The sequence below is a fragment of the Streptococcus sp. 27098_8_66 genome (assembly GCF_041431945.1).
Lineage (GTDB): Bacteria > Bacillota > Bacilli > Lactobacillales > Streptococcaceae > Streptococcus > Streptococcus dentalis.
On sequence record NZ_JAPVYS010000002.1, the window covers coordinates 39,760 to 59,259 of the forward strand.

The window sequence follows — 19,500 nt, forward strand, 5'->3', positions numbered from 1 at the left end:
TCGTCACAAGGAGAGAAATGACATGAAAATTGGAATTATTGCAGCCATGCCCCAGGAGTTGAAGATCTTGGTTGAAGCCCTTGAAAATGGGGAAAAGCATCTGCGTCTTGGAAAAGTCTACTATACAGGATCAATTGGACGCCATGAGGTCGTTTTGGTTGAAAGTGGTATCGGAAAAGTCATGTCTGCTATGAGTGTAGCAGTCTTGGCCAATGATTTTAAGGTGGAAGTCATTATCAATACGGGTTCTGCAGGTGCCGTTGCCCCAGGGATGGCTGTTGGAGATATCGTTCTTGCGGACAAATTGGCTTATCATGATGTGGATGTAACAGCCTTTGGCTACAAGTATGGTCAAATGGCAGGCCAACCGCTTTACTTTGAATCCAGTCGCTATTTCGTATCAGAAATGAAAAAAGTTCTGGAAGAAGAAGCTGCAACCACACATGTAGGCTTGATCACAACAGGAGATAGCTTTATCGCGAGTGAAGAAAAAGTCGCAGCCATTCGGGAGCATTTCCCAGAAGTCTTGGCTGTTGAGATGGAAGGGGCAGCCGTTGCCCAAGCCGCTCACGCAGCTGGACGTCCCTTTATGGTTATTCGAGCTATGAGTGATACGGCAGATCACGCAGCCAATATCTCTTTTGATGAATTTATCGTAGAGGCTGGCGAGCGCTCTGCTCAAACCTTAATTACTTTCTTGAAGAGATTGGTGTAAAACAAACAATAGAGCCTAGGAATATCTAATGGTAGAAGTGGGACGAGGAATGAAGTATGATTCAATTTCATTTCTCGTTCCACTTCTTTTTTTCTGAAGCCGAATCTTTCAGAAATAGGGAACTTTCATGCTATAATAAAGACTAGTAATGTAAAGGAGAGAATATGGTTTTATCAAAGAAACGGGCACGTCATGTGATTGAAGAAATTATCGCCCTCTTTCCAGATGCCAAGCCAAGTCTGGATTTTCGTAATCATTTTGAATTACTAGTAGCAGTCATGCTCTCGGCTCAGACGACAGATGCAGCTGTTAACAAAGCGACACCAGGTTTGTTTGCGGCTTTTCCAACCCCACAAGCCATGGCAGCAGCCAGTGAAGCCGATATCGCCAAGCATATTTCTAAATTAGGCCTTTATCGAAATAAGGCTAAATTTCTCAAAAAATGTGCCCAACAATTGCTAGACAACTTTGATGGAAAAGTCCCTCAGACTCGCGAAGAGTTAGAAAGCCTTGCAGGAGTTGGTCGGAAAACAGCTAATGTGGTTATGAGTGTAGGATTTGGAATTCCAGCCTTTGCCGTCGATACCCATGTAGAGCGAATCTGCAAGCACCATGATATTGTCAAGAAATCAGCGACGCCATTGGAAGTTGAAAAGCGGGTCATGGATGTTCTACCAAAGAGCGAATGGCTAGCTGCCCATCAAGCCATGATTTATTTTGGACGGGCCATCTGCCATCCTAAAAATCCTGAATGTGACCAGTACTCACAACTCTATCATTTTGATTAGGAATCAGTTCCTCTGCTCGAAAGAGCAGAGGTTCTTTTTTCGCTGAAACGTATATTTATTAAAAGGATTGAAAGATGAGGTTTTACAAGTCTGTAATGGTATGTGATAAGACTTGCCTATCCAGCATCTTTGAGATCAATTTCAAAATGCTTTTCTTGACATCTTATTATATTCATTCAGAAATAACGAACTTTTTTAAAATAAATTTGGTTTTTTTTAAGAAATAGTGTATAATGGTAGAAAATCTAACATAAGGAGATAGTGATGAAAGCAAAAAAACTGTTAGCTCTTGCAGGAGTTTCTGTTGCAGGTGCCTTTCTCTTAGCAGCGTGTGGCGGTGGTAGTAGCAATCAAGCAACCTACTCATTCGTCTATTCAGCGGATCCAAATACCTTGGATTACATCGCTGCAACTCGTACAACGACTTCAGATATCACAAGTAACCTTGTAGATGGTCTTCTTGAAAACGACCGATACGGAAATTTTGTGCCAAGTCTAGCAGAAGATTGGACTGTCTCTGAAGATGGATTAACCTATACTTACAAACTTCGTAAGGATGCCAAATGGTATACAAGTGAGGGTGAAGAGTATGGTGCTGTAACAGCTCAAGACTTTGTTACAGGGATCAAACACGCGGTTGAGTCAAAATCAGAAGGTCTCTTCTTGATTCAAAATTCGATCAAAGGTTTGGATGCCTATGTAAAAGGAGAAACGAAGGACTTTAAAACAGTTGGAGTCAAAGCTTTAGACGACCACACCATCCAATATACCTTGGTCCGTCCAGAAAGCTTCTGGAACTCAAAAACAACCTCAGGTGTTCTTTTCCCAGTTAATTCGGATTTCTTGAAATCTCAAGGAAAAGATTTTGGTTCGTTGAAACCTAGCAGCATCTTATACAATGGTCCATATTACTTGAAATCTTTGACTTCGAAATCTGAGATTGAATTGGTCAAGAACAAAGACTATTACGATGCGAAAAATGTTCATATCGATCATGTCAAATTGACCTTTAACGATGGATCAAACCCAGATTCTATCATTAAAAACTTTGAAAAAGGTCAATATTCCTTTGCATCTGTTATGCCAAACAGTTCGACGTATAAGAGCGTTAAGAAAAACTTTGGCGACAACATTGTCTACGGTTTGCAATTGGGAACATCCTACTATCTTGGATTCAACTTGGACCGTCAAAAGTATGACCACACTGCCAAAACAACGGATGAACAAAAAGCTTCTACCAAGAAAGCAATTCTGAACAAGGACTTCCGTCAAGCGGTGAACTTTGGCTTTGACCGCAAATCATATGCGGCACAAGTATCTGGATCTGATGCGGCTGAAAATACCCTTCGTAGCACTTTGGTGCCACCAACTTATGTCCAAGTCAATGGAGAAGATTTTGGTAAAGTCGTTGAAAAACAATTGGTTACCTATGGGGATCAATGGAAGGGTGTGAGCCTGGCCGATGGTCAAACTAGCCTTTACAACCCAGAAAAAGCCAAAGCTTCCTTTGCGAAAGCCAAAGCTGAATTGCAAAAACAAGGCGTTCAATTCCCAATTCATTTGGACTACATTGTCAGCCAAGTGGACAACAGCATGGTCCAACAAGCTAGCTCCTTCAAACAATCTGTAGAGTCAGCGCTTGGTGCAGACAATGTCGTTGTAGACCTTCAAAAGGTTTCGGATGATGATTTCCAAAATATCACCTACTTCAGCGATACTGCTGCTGCGAGAGATTACGATATCTCAGGCGGTGGTTGGGCTCCTGACTACCAAGACCCATCGACTTACCTCGAAAGTATCAGCCCAGTAAATGGTTCTGTCTTCTACTATCTTGGTATTGATGCAGGTTCAAATAATCCAGCCATTGCAACAGTTGGTTTGGATCAATACGCTAACATGTTGAAAGACGCCGATGCTGAATTGTTGGATCAAGCTAAACGCTATGAAAAATATGCAGCAGCGCAAGCATGGTTGACAGATAGCTCGATTACGCTTCCAACTGTTTCAAATGGTGGTGCTCCAATGCTTCAACGGACCGTACCATACAGCCGTGCGGCTTCATGGGTTGGTACAAAAGGAACAGGAACATTCTACAAATACCTTGAAATGTCTAAAGATGTTGTCACTACAAAAGACTTTAACAAGGCCAAAGAAGAATGGTTGAAGAAAAAAGCAGAATCCAATAAAAAAGCTCAAGAAGATCTCAAAGATCATATCGAAAAGAAAAAATAAAAAAATCAATCATTGGTCTATCAATGAAGATAAAAAAGTCGAGGCTGGGACAAAAGTCCTAGCCTCTCAATTGTTTCTGGATTGTCGAGCAAGACGCAGTGGTTGAGTGGTCTCTACTACGCTGATTTCATCAGCTTTTACAGCCCTACTCAACTGTGCGGAGGTGGGACGCTCCAGTCTTCTATCAACTATTTGAAAGCTGGAAATCTAGGGGATGTCCTAACCATCAGGGGGGAATGTGTCCATCAAGGTCGTACAACCTGTGTCGTCGATGTAGATATCACCAACCAAGATGGCCGATATGTCTGCAAGGCAACCTTCACCATGTTTGTCACAGGCCAACGATCTGAAGATAGACAGGTGAGGATATAAAAGAAAGAATGAGTAGATAGTTACATCTCAAAAATTCTGAGTGTGATCACTATCTGCAACTCTATAACTTTAAAGACATTTGAAAAGCGAGGTCTGATGACTTCGCTTTTATTTGATAGGGAAGAAAGTCAGTAAGAGCCAAGAAAACAACAGAGCAATAGCTCCAATTCCAAGGCAAAATAGAACAGGAAGGATAATATTTTGGTAAGGAGCCTTGCCCCTTTCCTCGGCTTCTTCAATCTCGCTCAGGCTGCGTCCTTGATCATAGGCGACAATCTGGCGAAAGGTACGAAGATTATGCTGTTTCTTAAATTTCTCAATGCGTAGGGCGTAGAACATTGTGATAGCATAAATCAAGCAACTAATAGCGATACCGAACCATTCCAGATAAAGAATTAGAGGAATCATTATTATAGGACTTCCAATTAGTAAAATGGTAAAAACCACTCCATCTTTTTGATAGCGCATAAATTCTTGGTCGTGAATAATTTGTTTCATGGTTTCCACATCTCCTTTTATGAGTTGGTCCAATGACACTTCAAAGACCTTGCTCAGTAAAAGCAGGTTTTGAATATCAGGGTAGGTTGCTCCGCGTTCCCAGTTGGAAATGGATTGACGGCTGACAAAGATGATTTCAGCCAAATCATCTTGAGATAAATTTTTCTCTTTACGATAGTGCTGGATCTGCTTTCCGACTTGCATAAGATTTCCTCGCTTTCTGATTTCATTCTACTCAATTATACAAAAAATGGCTATCAAAGTTCTTTGACATGCTGATTTCATGGGCTTTAGCAAAGGTTTCTGTCACTGGATTTACAGGTCTGTCAATTTATATTTACTTACTGAAAAAGAGGCCAACAACCTCCTTTTTCTTATTCACTAAATCTTAAAAAATAGCCATCTGGATCTAAAACTGCAAATTCATGAGGATAGATATAATGGTCGCCAACACGAAATTCTCTTTTGGTCAAAGGACGATGGATGGGATAGTCAGCTTCCAGTAGTTTTTGGTGGAGCTGAGGAACATCCTCAATGCCAAAGGAAATATTGATACCACGCCCGAAAGGATAAGTCAGCTGAGCTAATTCTTCTGCATCGCCTTCTTCTAACATGAGTTGGCAGTCTTCAAGGGAGAGGAAGAGAAATTTTTCCTCGGGGCGTTCGTATTCGACAGAGAAGCCCAGCAAGTCGCAGTAGAAGGAGCGCGACTTTTCGATGTTGGATACCACAAATTCGGGGATGACAGCTTGATAGTCCATTAGCTTTCTCCTTAGAGCTCAATCTCCATGACAATCGGTGTGTGGTCTTGGCGTGGGCCAGAGTCGATCATATCTGATTTAATGACCTTGTCTGCAAGACGGTCTGAAGTCAACCAATAATCGATTCTCCAGCCTGTGTTGTTGATTTTTGAAGTCTTGCTGCGTTGTGCCCACCAAGTGTAGCGTTCTGGGACGTCACCATGAATATGGCGGAAGGTGTCTGTAAATCCTTTGGCTAAAAGGTTGGTAAATCCTTCACGTTCTTCATCCGTGAAACCTGGTGAACGGCGGTTGCTGGCAGGATTGGCAAGGTCAATTTCCTTGTGGGCAACATTGTAGTCTCCAGTAGCTAGGACAGGCTTCTGTTTGTCTAGTTCAGCCAAGTACTCAGCATATTTGACATCCCAAACTTGACGTTCTTCCAAACGTTTGAGACCATCACCAGCGTTAGGTGTGTAGACCTGAGTAACGAAAAATTTATCAAATTCCAAGGTAATGATCCGACCTTCCAAGTCCATGGTCGAAGGGGCTCCGATCTCTGGGAAAGTCACAACGGGTGTGAGCTCTTTTTTATAGAGGAACATGGTTCCAGCGTAGCCTTTACGAGCCGGTTCTTGAGAAGAGCGCCAGGTGTTTTCATAGCCAGGGAAGAGTTCCTCAAGGATTTCAAGGTGTTTTTTGGTAGGTCCTTTGGCGGATAACTTGGTTTCTTGAATGGCAATGATATCCGCATCCTCAGCAACCAAGGTTTGGAGGACTTCTTGAGAAAGTTTAGCGCGTGCTGAATCACTGGTTAATGCAGCATTAAGCGAGTCGATATTCCATGAAATGAGTTTCATTGTGTTTCCTTTTCTTGACATGATGGATAATTTTATTATAACAAAAATTTAATGATTTTCTGATTAGAATGCCTTGAATTCTCTCCTGAAATACATTATAATAGCTTGAATTCATTTGGAGAAAGGGAGTTCATTATGAAATTTTACTCTTATGACTATGTATTGAGTCAGATTAGTCAGCAAAATTGGGTGACCATTGGGATCTCTGGTTTGCTCATTCTACTGACTGGTTTTTTTGCGGTAAAAGCCTATCGGGATAAGCGCGATAGCAAATTCCGTGAATTATCCATTATCTCGATTTTGACTCTGGTTGCAGTCGTCTTGATCGGCATCAGCAATTTCCAAAATAGCCAAAGTAATAATGACCAATTCCAACGTTCTCTGCGTTTTATTGAGGTTATCTCAAAGGAGTTGGATGTCAAAAAAGAAGATGTCTATGTCAATACTTCAGCAGCCACAGATGGGGCGATCCTGAAGGTTGGAGAGGTTTATTACCGAGCTATCGCAGGAAGTGACCCAGATAGCTACCTATTAGAAAAGATGGATCTGTATAAAACAGACGTGGAACTTGTGGAGGTGAACAAATGACAGTAGATTTTTTAGCCATTTTGATTAAATTAGCTCTCGGCTTGATTTCCTTGGTATTTGTAATCAATGTGACCGGGAAAGGAAACTTAGCACCAAGTTCTGCAGTAGACCAGATACAGAACTTTGTTCTTGGGGGAATTATTGGTGGGGTCATCTACAATAGCTCCATTACCATTCTTCAGTACATTGTGATTCTCTTGATGTGGACCATTTTGATCTTGCTCTTAAAATGGCTCAATACCAATGTTCGTTTTATGAAGCACTTGATTGATGGAAAACCAACTGTCATCATTAAAAATGGGAAACTGGATCCGGAAGCTTGTCGTTCCAAAGGACTTTCTGCTTCAGATGTTGCTTTGAAACTACGTGGACAAGGGATTTTTCAATTAAAAGATGTGAAGCGCGCCGTTATTGAACAAAATGGTCAATTGATTATTGTCCGTGCGGGGGATGAAAATCCTAAATATCCGATCATTACGGATGGAGTGGTTCAGCTTGAAATTTTGGAAACAATTGGAAAAAGCGAAGAGTGGTTGCTGGCTGAATTGGAAAAAGAAGGCTATGACAATGTTTTGGATATTTTCATTGCCGAGTATGACAAAGGAAAAATCAATGTTGTGACATATTAGAAGAAGGAGGCTGGGACAAAAGTCCTAGCCTCTCAATTATTTTAGGATTGTAGAGCAAGACGCAGTGGTTGAGTGGGCTCTACTGCGCTGATTTCATCAGCTTTTACAGCCCTACTCAACTGTGCGGAGGTGGGACGACGAAATCGAATTCTAACGAATTACCGATTTCTGTCCCACTCTCTTTTTTCCTTATAAAATTCCAGGAAAGGTCTCTTCCTTTTCTTGAGATACTCTTGGAAAAATAGTAAAATGGAAGGTAAGTGTTGATTAGAAAAGAAGGATAGAACATTTCATGAAGAAGAAAATACGGAAGTTTGAGAATCATTCGATAACACGCAGACTCTACCTGCTGTTTAGTTTGATTTGCCTTCTTTTTTTGGTGCTGATTGCCCGACTTGGCTATATGCAGATCACTCACCAAGCCTACTATACGGATAAATTGGCAAAAGCTACGAAAAAGACGGTCAAACAAGGGAGTGTGCGAGGGCAAATCTATGATGCTTCTGGTAAGCCCTTGGTGGAAAATGTGGGAAAACAAGTCTTGACCTTTACGCGGGATCGTAAAATGACGGCCCAAGAAATGCGAGAGACAGCTGGAAAACTCTTGCAGTATGTTGATGTAGAAAATCCTCAAGTGACCGAACGGCAAGAAGTGGATTACTATCTGGCCAATACCAAAGTCTACCAAGAGGTCGTAGAGCACCTGCCTGAGAAAAAGAAATTTGATACTGATGGCAATCGTCTGCCAGAAGCTAAAATCTATCAAGCGGCAGTGGACAGCATTGACCCTTCAAAACTCGGTTACACAGATGATGAGAAAAATATTATCTATCTTTATAGCCAAATGAATGCTGTGGAGAATTTTGCGACGGGGATTATTTCGACGCAAGCACTAGGAGCTGAGCAGATTGCGACCATCGCGGCTGACAGTCAGGACCTTCCTGGAATTGCGATCACGACCAGTTGGGACCGCAAGGTTTTGGATACTCCTTTAGCTTCTATCATCGGAACGGTTTCGACTGAGCAGGCGGGACTTCCAGCAGAAGAAGTCGAGGACTATGTCAAAAAAGGCTATGCCCTCAATGACCGGGTTGGAACGTCTTATCTCGAAAAGGAATACGAAAACGTCCTTCAAGGAAAACGCAGTGAAAAAGAAATTCTTCTGGATAAAAATGGCAATATGGAGAAAGTGGTCGACGTTTCAAAAGGGGCCAAAGGAGAAAACCTCAAGCTCTCGATTGACTTGGATTTCCAAAAAGGGGTGGAAGATATTCTCCGCTCTGCCTTTAGCGCAGAGTTGCAAGCTGGAAATGCGACCTACTCCGAAGGCGTCTATGCTGTAGCCCTTGAGCCTGATACAGGGAAAGTCCTTGCCATGGCAGGGATCAAACACCAGGCTGGTAGTCAAGATTTATCAACCGATGCTTTGGGAACAGTCACCAATGTTTTCGTCCCAGGATCGGTCGTTAAAGGAGCGACCTTGACTTCGGGATGGGAAAATGGAGTCATTTCAGGGAACCAGGTTCTGACCGATCAGCCGATTGTTTTTGCAGGATCCGCTCCTATCAATTCTTGGTTTACCCAATACGGTAGTCGTTCCATCAATGCGGTGGAAGCATTGGAATACTCTTCCAATACCTATATGGTCCAAATTGCCCTTAAGATGATGGGGCAACCCTACACTCCAAACATGACCTTACAAGTGGATCAGGTTGAACCGGCTATGAAAAAACTGCGCTCTAGTTTTGCGGAATATGGTCTTGGAACATCAACGGGGATTGACCTTCCCAATGAATCGACCGGTTTTATTCCAAAAGACTACACAGTCGGCAATTATTTGACCAATGCCTTTGGTCAGTTTGATAACTATACACCGATGCAATTGGCCCAGTATGCGGCAACGGTAGCGAATGATGGGAAGAGGGTGAGTCCTCATGTTGTTGAAGGCATCTATGACAATAATGATCAAGGGGGGCTTGGTCAGTTGAAAAAAGCGATCGAAACCAAGGAGCTCAATCAGGTCCATATCTCAGCGGAGGACATGACTTTGATCAAGCAAGGGTTCTACCAAGTTGCGAATGGTACGAGTGGGTTGACGACAGGGAAAACCGTCGGTCAAGGTGCTAGTGTTTCCATTAGTGCCAAGACCGGTACGGCCGAAACCACTGTCGATGGAGGTAAACAAGCCATTAATACCAATGTGGTGGCTTATGCACCGTCAAACAATCCAAAGATTGCGGTAGCAGTGGTCTTTCCACATAATACCAATCTACAAGCGACGGTCAGTCATTCCATTACGCGTGACATTATTAACTTATACAATCAGAAACACCCCATGAATTAGAAAGGAAACTATGCTTTATCCAGCACCTATTGCAAAATTAATTGACAGTTATTCGAAGTTGCCAGGAATTGGGATCAAAACAGCGACTCGTCTGGCTTTTTACACCATTGGTATGTCAGATGATGATGTGAATGAATTTGCCAAGAATTTACTGAATGCCAAGCGTGAGCTGGGGTATTGCAGTATTTGTGGCAATTTAACCGATGAAGAAACCTGCGAGATTTGTCGAGATGAAACGCGGGATCCATCCCTCATTCTGGTTGTAGAAGATAGCAGGGATGTATCTGCTATGGAAAATATCCAGGAATACCATGGTCGTTACCATGTCTTACATGGCTTGATCTCGCCCATGAATGGTGTGGGACCTGACGACATCAATCTCAAAAGTTTGATTAGTCGCTTGATGGATGGAACAGTCACTGAGGTGATTGTTGCGACCAATGCGACGGCAGACGGGGAAGCGACATCTATGTATATCTCGCGTGTGCTCAAGCCAGCAGGGATCAAAGTGACCCGTTTGGCACGGGGATTGGCAGTTGGAGCCGATATCGAGTATGCGGACGAAGTGACCTTGCTTCGCGCGATTGAAAATCGGACAGAATTATAAGAGAAGTTCTTTCGAAAGGGCTATCATTGTGGTATACTATCAAGTAAGAAATCAAGGGAACAATTAGGGAGAAACTATGAGTAAACAAGACTTAATCCTGTTGTATGGTGGACGTAGTGCAGAACGTGAAGTATCTGTTCTTTCAACAGAAAGCGTGATGCGCGCGATTGATTACCAAGCATTTTCGGTTCAAACCTACTTTATTACGCAGTCAGGAGACTTCATCCAGACGCAAGCTTTTGAAGAGAAACCAGCGGATGATGAGAAATTGATGACCAATGAGACAGTGGACTGGTCTAAAAAAGTGGCTCCATCTGCGATTTACAAGGAAGGAGCAGTAGTCTTTCCAGTTCTTCATGGACCGATGGGAGAAGATGGTTCCATTCAAGGATTCTTAGAAGTCTTGAAAATGCCTTATGTCGGCTGTGGTATCCTAGCTTCCAGTGTGGCCATGGACAAGATCACGACCAAACGGGTCTTGGAGTCTGCAGGAATTCCGCAAGTTCCTTATGTAGCTGTAGTGGAAGGCGATGACGTGGATGAGAAAATTGCTGCAATTGAAGCGACTCTCCCTTATCCGGTTTTCACCAAACCATCCAATATGGGTTCTAGCGTAGGGATTTCAAAATCTGAAAACCAAACAGAGCTTCGGGCTGCTCTTGAATTAGCCTTTAAATACGATAGCCGTGTTTTAGTAGAACAAGGAGTCAATGCGCGTGAGATTGAAGTTGGACTGCTTGGAAACTATGATGTGAAGAGCACCTTGCCAGGTGAAGTTGTGAAAGATGTGGCCTTCTATGATTATGATGCCAAATACATCGACAACAAAATTACCATGGCGATTCCGGCTCAATTGGACCCTGAGGTTGTGAAAACCATGCGGACCAACGCAGAGAAAGCCTTTCGTGCGATCGGTGGTCTGGGCTTAGCGCGTTGTGATTTCTTCTATACCGATAAAGGAGAGATCTTCTTAAACGAACTCAATACCATGCCTGGATTTACCCAATGGTCTATGTATCCTCTGCTTTGGGACAATATGGGACTCAACTATACAGATTTGATCACCAAGTTAGTAGAGCTTGGAAAAGAAGTCTTCCAAAAACACGAAGCGCATTTGTTGTAAGAAAAGAGAGAGTGGGACAGAAATCGGTAATTCGTTAGAATTCGATTTCGTCGTCCCACCTCCGCACAGTTGAGTAGGGCTGTAAAAGCTGATGAAATCAGCGTAGTAGAGCCCACTCAATCACTGCGTCTTGCTCGACAATCCAAAAATAATTGAGAGGCTAGGACTTCTGTCCCAGCCACTTTTTTTGTGGTCTAGAATATGGTATAATGAGAAGAATTTGATAGGAGCGTCCAAATCTTTGAGGACGTTACGGAGAACTGAGGAGTCGGATATGAATCTCACATTACATGAAGTTGCTCATCTAGTACATGCAAAAAATGATATCAGCCAATTTGAAGATGTGGCCCTCGTCAATCCGGAATTTGACAGCCGTTTGATTGGGCCTGGAGACCTGTTTGTTCCTTTAAAGGGAGCGCGTGATGGTCATGACTTTATTGAGACTGCTTTTGAAAACGGAGCCGTAGCCACTTTTTCAGAGAAAGTGGTAGAAGGCCACCCTTATATTTTGGTGGAAGATGTGCTGAGCGCTTTTCAAACACTAGCTGCAGCCTATCTTCAAAAGACAAAAGTGGATGTTTTTGCAGTAACAGGGTCAAATGGTAAAACCACCACAAAAGATATGTTGGCCCAGCTTTTGTCTACCACCTACCTGACCTATAAAACACAAGGAAACTATAATAACGAAATTGGTCTTCCTTATACGGTTTTGCATATGCCAGAAGGGACAGACAAACTCGTCCTTGAAATGGGGCAAGACCATCTAGGAGATATCCATCTCTTGTCAGAACTGGCGCATCCAAAAGCTGCTATTGTCACCTTGATTGGGGAAGCCCATTTGGAATTTTTTAAAGATCGAAGTGAGATCGCAAAAGGAAAACTTCAGATTGCGGATGGGATGCCAGAAGGCGGTCTTCTGGTAGTTCCAGCTGATCCGATCGTCAATGCCTACCTCCCTGAAAATCAAACAGTCGTCCGCTTTGGGCCAGACGAGGAGATTTTTATTACTGAGTTAATTGAGCGAAAGGATAGCTTAACTTTCCGAGCGAATTTCTTAGAAGAAGCGATTGATCTTCCGGTAACAGGAAAATACAATGCGACCAATGCCATGATTGCAGCTTATGTTGCTTTGAAAGAAGGAGTGAGTGAAGCTGCAATTCGTGATAGTTTTGAAACCTTGCAATTGACGCGCAACCGGACAGAATGGAAGAAGGCCAGTAACGGAGCGGATATCCTATCCGATGTCTACAATGCCAATCCAACGGCTATGCGCCTAATCTTAGAAACTTTCTCTACCATTCCTGCTAATCCAAATGGTCGAAAATTAGCCGTCCTGGCAGATATGAAAGAACTAGGGGAGCAATCTGTAGATCTGCACAACCAAATGATTCTTAGCCTCTCGCCAGATGTCTTGGATACGGTTATTTTCTACGGCCAAGACATTGCAGGATTGGCTCAGTTAGCAAGTCAGATGTTCCCACTCGGACATGTCTATTATTTCAAGAAGACAGCTGAGGAAGATCAGTTTGAGGATATGGTTAAACAAGTCAAGGAAAGCTTGAAAGAGCAAGACCAAATCCTTATAAAGGGAAGTAATTCCATGAATTTGGCAAAATTGGTAGAGGAATTGGAGAATGGTAAGTAATAATGTACTGAAGGACATTCAGCGCTTGATTTCAATCACCAATACAGGCTTAGCGTTCTCAAAAGATCCATTTGATCAAGAGCGTTACCAGGATATTCGTGAAATTTTACAGGATCTTGTGAGAGAAACGACTAATCTGAATTCACAAGAATTATCGGATTTGTTTCGACCGACAAACTATTATGACACCCCCTTAATTGATGTTAGGGCTTGGATTGTCAAAGATAGAAAACTTTGTCTGGTGAAAGGTCAGGGAGAAGAGACCTGGGCTTTGCCAGGTGGTTTTGGTGAGGTTGGCTATTCTCCTAAAGAAAATATTTTAAAGGAAATCCAAGAAGAAACGGGCTATGTAGCACGTGTCAATCGGTTGTTGGCAGTATTTGACACCAATCGCTACCAATTGCAAAGCCGCCAATATGTGAAATTGGTATTTGAATGTGAATTGCTGGATGGAAGTTTTCAACAGAATCAGGAAATTTCCGATCTTGCATTTTTTGAGAGAGAGAAAATGCCTGCTCTTTCTACCAAGCGCAATACAGAAGAACAATTGAACTTCCTTTGGGAGGTTTATGATGGGAAACGAGATTTGTATTGTGATTAAAAACGATCTATAAACTAAAGGAATATGAACATGACACTTTGGGATTTATTGTTTACGAACCAAAAATCAGCCCCGCCCGAGTTTGGTCTCTGGTATTTTTTCCTACCAGCTTCCTTGTTGGTGGTTGGCTACTTTTCTATCAAATATGCGCAGTCAAAAAGCTACCAACGCTTTTGGTACTGGGCACAATTGATTCAAGTCTTGACCATCAATGCTTGGTATATTCTCGCCCACATGCCTTTGACGGATAATTTGCCTTTTTATCATTGTCGCTTGGCCATGCTTGCAATACTCTTTGCTCCGAGAGGAACCTATATCAAGCAATATTTTGCCTTGTTGGGAGTTCTAGGATCCATTGCGGCCTTGGTTTATCCAGCCTTTGACCCCTTCCCATTCCCCCATATTACCGTGCTCAATCTGATTTTTAGTCACTGGGCCTTGTTTGCCAATAGTTTGATTTACCTGCAAGATTTTTATCAGTCGGAAAAACAAGACAGCTTACGAATTGTTAAGATCACTTTTGGAATGAATGCAGTCATCTTTTTGGTCAACCTCTTGACCAGAGGAGATTACGGCTTCTTAAAGCGTCCACCAATCATTGGAGACCACGGTGCTCTTTTGAACTACCTCTTGGTCAGCATCGTGATGGTGGCCGGTATTTGCTTGGTCAATCAACGCTATAAATACAAATACAAGATGGTCGAAGAGAATATAGTTTCGCGTTCAGAATAAAAAGAGCAGATAAGGGAAAGAAATCATGACACTTTGGGACTTATTTTTCACCAGTCAACCAACGGCCCCTCCTCAATTGGGGGTCTGGTATTTCTTATTGCCGACTTCATTGGTGGTAGTGGGAGTTCTGTCCATTCGATTTGCTCATTCTAAAGGCTATCAAAACTTTTGGTATTGGGGGCAGTTGATCCAGTTGCTCATTATCAACTCTTGGTATCTAGCTGCTCGCTTGCCTCTTTCAGAGAGTCTTCCCTTCTATCATAGTCGGATGGCCATGTGGATCATTCTTTTGGCGCCCAAGGGCAGCTTCAAACAATATTTTGCTCTCGTGGGAGTCTTTGGCTCCATTATGGCCTTGGTTCATCCTGTTTTTTATCCCTACCCTTTTCCTCACGTTTCCTCGATCAACAATGTCTTTGGTCACTGGGCTCTCCTGGCCAACAGTTTAATCTATCTGGTTCAATCCTACCAGGTGGAAGAAGGGTCTGTTTGGAAAATCTGTCAGATGACTGTTGGGGTCAATGCCATTATTCAGCTTGCCAATCTCGCAACAGGTGGAAACTACGGCTTTATGCGTCGCCCTCCTGTGATCGGTGACCATGGTCTTGTGTTCAACTATTTAATCGTGACGGTACTCATGACGGGGACACTGATTTTCATCAATACGATCGTTCAGTACAGTAAGAAAAGAAGAATACCTAAATCTGTTTAAATAAGGAGATTTTATGCATCATTTTTTCACTACAGAATCAACAGCACCACCAGCAATCTCAGCACTTTGGTATAGTGTGATGGTCTTGTTAATTGTGACAGCGATTATGATGTCACTTCGTTATTATCAGAATGAGCAATTTCGCAAATGCTTTCAATATTTACAAGGCTTCCAGTTAATTTGCTTGTATCTTTGGTATTTTGCCTACCACATTCCTTGGTCCAATAGCTTACCATTTTATCATTGCCGCTTGGCCATGTTTGCGGTCTTGTTTTTACCAGACCGCTGGAAAAGCAAACAGTTCTTTGCCTTGATGGGAGTGAGTGGAGCCATCTTTGCTTTAGGCTATCCAGTCTTTGATCCCTATACTTTCCCTCATATTACGAGCTTTTCTTTCCTCCTCGGACATTACTGTCTTTTAATCAATTCCTTGATTTATCTCTTGAGATGGTATGATCGAAACCTCTTAAAAAATAGTCAGATTGTTCTCTATACCTTTGCCTTAGATTTATTCCTGGTTGGAGTCAATCAATTGACAGGAGGAAATTATGGCTTGATGGCCCGACCTCCGATTATGAGAGGGGATAAGGTGTGGCTTAATTATCTGGTTGTATCCAGTATTTTAGCCCTTGCTTTATTACTCTTTAATCAGTTCTTCAGTCGCAGAAGTGAGCGGGTGAAAGTGAGAAAATAACCATGATTGAAGAGGACTAGAATCTACGGATTTCGGTCTTTCTTTTTGCTCTCAAAGAAGAATCATCGTTGAAAAAAGTGCCTATTTTCGCTATAATAGGACAGATAGAGAAATTGAGGAGAAATCTGATGTAGAGATGGATTTGTAAATTTATCAGAAAATAAAAAGAGAAAGAATTAGGAACATGAACGTACAAGAAGAAATTAAAAAACGCCGTACCTTTGCCATTATCTCCCACCCGGATGCTGGTAAAACGACGATTACAGAGCAGTTGCTCTACTTTGGGGGAGAGATTCGGGAAGCCGGTACTGTCAAAGGGAAGAAAACAGGAAATTTTGCTAAATCTGACTGGATGGATATCGAGAAGCAACGTGGGATTTCGGTAACCTCATCTGTTATGCAGTTCGACTATGATGGCAAACGGGTCAATATCCTTGATACGCCAGGGCACGAGGACTTCTCAGAAGATACTTATCGGACCTTGATGGCGGTGGATGCTGCCGTCATGGTGGTAGACTCTGCCAAAGGGATTGAAGCTCAAACCAAGAAATTGTTTGAGGTTGTGAAACACCGTGGCATTCCCGTCTTTACCTTTATGAATAAGCTGGACCGTGACGGTCGTGAGCCACTGGACCTCTTACAAGAATTAGAAGAAGTCTTGGGAATCGCCAGTTACCCAATGAACTGGCCGATTGGGATGGGGAAAGCCTTTGAGGGACTCTATGACCTTTATAACCAACGTTTGGAACTCTATAAAGGAGACGAGCGTTTTGCTAGTCTAGAAGACGGAGACAAGCTTTTTGCCAACAACCCTTTCTACGAGCAAGTAAAAGACGATATCGAACTCTTGCAAGAAGCAGGAAATGACTTTTCAGAAGAAGCCATCCTTGCGGGTGAATTGACTCCCGTCTTCTTCGGCTCAGCCTTAACCAATTTTGGAGTACAGACTTTCTTGGAAACCTTCCTCAAGTTTGCTCCAGAGCCACACGGCCACAAGAAGACAGATGGGGAACTTGTCGATCCTTATGATAAGGATTTCTCAGGATTTGTCTTTAAGATTCAGGCCAACATGGATCCTCGTCACCGCGACCGGATCGCCTTTGTGCGGATCGTATCTGGCGAATTTGAGCGTGGGATGAGCGTCAACCTGCCTCGTACTGGTAAGGGCGCTAAGTTATCTAACGTGACTCAATTTATGGCCGAAAGCCGTGAAAATGTCAGCAATGCTGTAGCAGGAGACATCATTGGGGTTTACGATACCGGTACTTATCAGGTTGGAGATACTTTGACAGTGGGCAAAAACAAGTTTGAATTTGAACCACTGCCAACCTTTACGCCTGAAATCTTCATGAAAGTGTCAGCTAAGAACGTCATGAAGCAAAAATCCTTCCACAAAGGGATTGAGCAATTGGTGCAAGAAGGAGCTATTCAGCTCTACACCAACTACCAAACAGGTGAATACATGTTAGGTGCTGTTGGTCAACTTCAGTTTGAAGTCTTTAAGCACCGGATGGAAAATGAATACAATGCCGAAGTGGTCATGAGCCCAATGGGTAAAAAGACAGTTCGCTGGATCAAACCAGAAGACTTAGATGAGCGCATGTCTTCAAGCCGAAATATCTTGGCGAAGGACCGCTTTGACCAACCTGTCTTCCTCTTTGAAAACGACTTTGCCCTCCGCTGGTTTGCGGATAAGTATCCAGACGTTGAGCTGGAAGAAAAGATGGGGTAAGGAATTTTTCAAAACTGATCCATAACAAAAAAATAAGAAAACGAAAATCTATCCGTTTTCGCTTATAAAGGAGAAATGATGGGATTATTAAGTGGTTTGATGGGCAATGCCTCTCAAAAAAATGTTGATAAAGTAGAAAGAGATCTGGAAGATATCTTGGTGCCGGGAGAGCAAGTCACACTTGCTTTTAGCTTGATTCGTGATTTAATCGTCTTTACAGAGTTTCGTTTGATCTTGGTGGATAAGCAAGGAGTAACAGGAAAGAAAACGTCCTACAAATCCCTTCCTTATCGCTCGATCTCTCGATTTTCAGTCGAAACTTCCGGTCATTTTGATTTGGATGCCGAATTAAAAATCTGGGTCTCTTCTGCAGTCGAGCCTTCAGAAGTTTTACAATTCAAGAGTGACAGCAGCGTCATTGAAATCCAGCAAGCATTAGCCAGTGCAGTTTTTAAATAAAAATATCATTTTGATAGAGAACAGTTGAGAAAGGAGACGGAATGTTTATCGAAAAACAATTGGGTCAAGATCGGAAATGGATCAATATCGACTCGGATATGATTGCTGAAAACTCATATCTTTATAAAAAATACGAGATTGACAAAGAAACCATTGAGTACGCGATGGATAAGAACGAACGTGCCCATATGGATTATAATCGAGAAAACGGTACGATCACATTTATCTACAATGTATTGGATTTAGAAAAGGACAAGGAATACTACGAAACCATCCCTATGACCTTTATCGTTCAAGATACGCGACTCGTGACCATCAGTAACCAGGACAATGCCTATATCATTGAACAAATGGTTCGCTATTTGGAAAGCCATGGGGAGTTGTCGATCTATAAGTTGCTTTTTGCAGGTCTTGAAATGATCAGTAATGCTTATTATCCGATTATTGATCGCTTAGATAAGCACAAGGATGAACTCAATCGTTTGCTTCGAAAGACAACGACGACCAAGAATCTTTATGCCCTGTCTGACCTTGAGACCGGTATGGTCTATCTGGTCGCAGCAGCCAAGCAAAATCGGATGTTGCTAGAACATATTAAAGCGCATGCCATTTATCGCAGGATGAATGATATTGAAAAAGAGCAGTTTGATGATGCCATGATCGAAGCGCGTCAGTTGGCTTCGATGACTGAGTTGATTTCCAATGTCTTGCAACAGTTGTCAGGATCTTACAACAATATCCTAAACAACAACTTGAATGACAACTTGACAACCCTAACCATCTTTGAAGCCTTGTTGGCGGTTTTAGCCGTTATCACCGGTTTCTTTGGAATGAATATCCCTCTTCCTATGACAAAGGATCCCAATGCTTGGATTTATGTATCCGTATGTAGCTTTATATTATGGCTCATTTTGGGAAAGGTTATGCGGTGGATTGTGAAACAAAGATAAAAAAGAGGCTTGGAGAAATCCGAGCCTCTTCGTATCTAGAATAATCTGAGAAATAGGAACCATCTAGACACCTGCCCTCCTCTCCAAAGAAGGGGCAGTGTGAATAGTTCATCGACTGTACAAAATCTTCTTGGAAATAGTAGGAGTAGATTTAATAGTACTGAGTGGTTCTAAATAAATCAGAACTTAGAATAAATCGTTGAATCAGATAAAATGATCCTATTTCTTTATACAGAAATATTTTAGATACTAACTGTATTATACATATTTATTTGTAAAAACGCAAGAACTACCAAAAAAAGTTTTTCCGAAGTTTTTATACTCCTATTTAAAGGGATTCTTGAACGGTGTCAGAAGAAAGTCAGCTAAATCTAGGGGAAACTGCCCTCTTGACTATTTTCAAGTTTTTAAAAATTTTTCCTAAAAAATAAAATTATTCTCCTTTGACTATCATTTGGTCGTCCATTGTGTTATACTAG

19 protein-coding genes and 1 pseudogene are annotated in these 19,500 nt (G+C 42.2%); 17 read left to right on the top strand and 3 right to left on the bottom strand.

What is annotated here, in order from left to right; all coding sequences use genetic code 11:
* Window positions 1–22: 22 nt before the first annotated feature.
* The 4 genes and pseudogenes from O3642_RS02200 to O3642_RS02215 form a co-directional block, all read left to right on the top strand.
* The gene (locus O3642_RS02200) at window positions 23–715 is read left to right on the top strand and encodes a 5'-methylthioadenosine/adenosylhomocysteine nucleosidase (protein ID WP_371605297.1); all 693 of its coding nucleotides are present in this window, start codon (window positions 23–25) and stop codon (window positions 713–715) included.
* A gap of 164 nt (window positions 716–879) precedes the next feature.
* A complete protein-coding gene (nth, locus tag O3642_RS02205) occupies window positions 880–1,503 on the top strand; it encodes an endonuclease III (protein ID WP_155125586.1) in 624 nt (207 codons plus the stop codon).
* Window positions 1,504–1,767: 264 nt separating this feature from the next.
* Window positions 1,768–3,735, top strand: coding sequence for a peptide ABC transporter substrate-binding protein (locus O3642_RS02210; RefSeq protein WP_371605298.1), 1,968 nt, complete (start codon window positions 1,768–1,770; stop codon window positions 3,733–3,735).
* A 162-nt stretch (window positions 3,736–3,897) separates the two neighbouring features.
* Window positions 3,898–4,107: pseudogene (locus tag O3642_RS02215) on the top strand (PaaI family thioesterase); the annotation flags it as partial.
* Between the two features lie 108 nt (window positions 4,108–4,215).
* On the opposite strand, the gene O3642_RS02220 reads toward O3642_RS02215, so the two are convergent.
* From O3642_RS02220 to O3642_RS02230, 3 genes are all read right to left on the bottom strand, one after another.
* Window positions 4,216–4,809 carry a helix-turn-helix domain-containing protein gene (locus O3642_RS02220; protein ID WP_031577145.1) on the bottom strand — a complete coding sequence of 198 codons (594 nt, stop codon included), beginning with the start codon at window positions 4,807–4,809 and terminating at the stop codon, window positions 4,216–4,218.
* A 170-nt stretch (window positions 4,810–4,979) separates the two neighbouring features.
* Entirely contained in the window at window positions 4,980–5,366 is a 387-nt protein-coding gene (locus O3642_RS02225) for a VOC family protein (RefSeq protein WP_049474277.1), read from the bottom strand.
* Window positions 5,367–5,377: 11 nt separating this feature from the next.
* On the bottom strand, window positions 5,378–6,205 hold the full coding sequence (locus O3642_RS02230; protein WP_049474278.1) for an exodeoxyribonuclease III: 828 nt from the start codon (window positions 6,203–6,205) through the stop codon (window positions 5,378–5,380).
* Between the two features lie 135 nt (window positions 6,206–6,340).
* Here O3642_RS02230 and O3642_RS02235 point away from each other — a divergent pair, with 135 nt between their 5' ends.
* From O3642_RS02235 to O3642_RS02295, 13 genes are all read left to right on the top strand, one after another.
* Window positions 6,341–6,793, top strand: coding sequence for a DUF3290 family protein (locus O3642_RS02235; protein WP_371605299.1), 453 nt, complete (start codon window positions 6,341–6,343; stop codon window positions 6,791–6,793).
* Window positions 6,790–7,422 (top strand): DUF421 domain-containing protein, encoded by a 633-nt coding sequence (locus tag O3642_RS02240; RefSeq protein ID WP_371605300.1) that lies wholly within the window; start codon window positions 6,790–6,792, stop codon window positions 7,420–7,422. The genes O3642_RS02235 and O3642_RS02240 overlap by 4 nt, the downstream gene beginning before the upstream one ends.
* A gap of 292 nt (window positions 7,423–7,714) precedes the next feature.
* Complete coding sequence (gene pbp2b / locus O3642_RS02245; protein ID WP_371605301.1) at window positions 7,715–9,766, top strand: penicillin-binding protein PBP2B; 2,052 nt, start codon at window positions 7,715–7,717, stop codon at window positions 9,764–9,766.
* 10 nt (window positions 9,767–9,776) lie between these two features.
* The gene (gene recR, locus O3642_RS02250) at window positions 9,777–10,373 is read left to right on the top strand and encodes a recombination mediator RecR (RefSeq protein WP_003002450.1); all 597 of its coding nucleotides are present in this window, start codon (window positions 9,777–9,779) and stop codon (window positions 10,371–10,373) included.
* A 76-nt stretch (window positions 10,374–10,449) separates the two neighbouring features.
* A complete protein-coding gene (locus tag O3642_RS02255) occupies window positions 10,450–11,496 on the top strand; it encodes a D-alanine--D-alanine ligase (RefSeq protein WP_371605302.1) in 1,047 nt (348 codons plus the stop codon).
* A 274-nt stretch (window positions 11,497–11,770) separates the two neighbouring features.
* Window positions 11,771–13,141 (top strand): UDP-N-acetylmuramoyl-tripeptide--D-alanyl-D-alanine ligase, encoded by a 1,371-nt coding sequence (gene murF / locus O3642_RS02260; RefSeq protein WP_371605303.1) that lies wholly within the window; start codon window positions 11,771–11,773, stop codon window positions 13,139–13,141.
* Window positions 13,131–13,742 carry an NUDIX hydrolase gene (locus O3642_RS02265; RefSeq protein ID WP_342986482.1) on the top strand — a complete coding sequence of 204 codons (612 nt, stop codon included), beginning with the start codon at window positions 13,131–13,133 and terminating at the stop codon, window positions 13,740–13,742. The genes murF and O3642_RS02265 overlap by 11 nt, the downstream gene beginning before the upstream one ends.
* Before the next feature lie 30 nt (window positions 13,743–13,772).
* On the top strand, window positions 13,773–14,474 hold the full coding sequence (locus tag O3642_RS02270) for a TIGR02206 family membrane protein (RefSeq protein ID WP_155199418.1): 702 nt from the start codon (window positions 13,773–13,775) through the stop codon (window positions 14,472–14,474).
* A gap of 25 nt (window positions 14,475–14,499) precedes the next feature.
* The gene (locus O3642_RS02275; RefSeq protein ID WP_371605304.1) at window positions 14,500–15,186 is read left to right on the top strand and encodes a YwaF family protein; all 687 of its coding nucleotides are present in this window, start codon (window positions 14,500–14,502) and stop codon (window positions 15,184–15,186) included.
* A 13-nt stretch (window positions 15,187–15,199) separates the two neighbouring features.
* Complete coding sequence (locus tag O3642_RS02280) at window positions 15,200–15,880, top strand: TIGR02206 family membrane protein (RefSeq protein ID WP_003011786.1); 681 nt, start codon at window positions 15,200–15,202, stop codon at window positions 15,878–15,880.
* Between the two features lie 184 nt (window positions 15,881–16,064).
* Complete coding sequence (locus tag O3642_RS02285) at window positions 16,065–17,612, top strand: peptide chain release factor 3 (protein ID WP_070450462.1); 1,548 nt, start codon at window positions 16,065–16,067, stop codon at window positions 17,610–17,612.
* A 78-nt stretch (window positions 17,613–17,690) separates the two neighbouring features.
* Window positions 17,691–18,071 carry a PH domain-containing protein gene (locus O3642_RS02290; protein WP_004219989.1) on the top strand — a complete coding sequence of 127 codons (381 nt, stop codon included), beginning with the start codon at window positions 17,691–17,693 and terminating at the stop codon, window positions 18,069–18,071.
* Between the two features lie 41 nt (window positions 18,072–18,112).
* Complete coding sequence (locus tag O3642_RS02295) at window positions 18,113–19,021, top strand: magnesium transporter CorA family protein (RefSeq protein ID WP_049483663.1); 909 nt, start codon at window positions 18,113–18,115, stop codon at window positions 19,019–19,021.
* Window positions 19,022–19,500 lie beyond the last annotated feature (479 nt).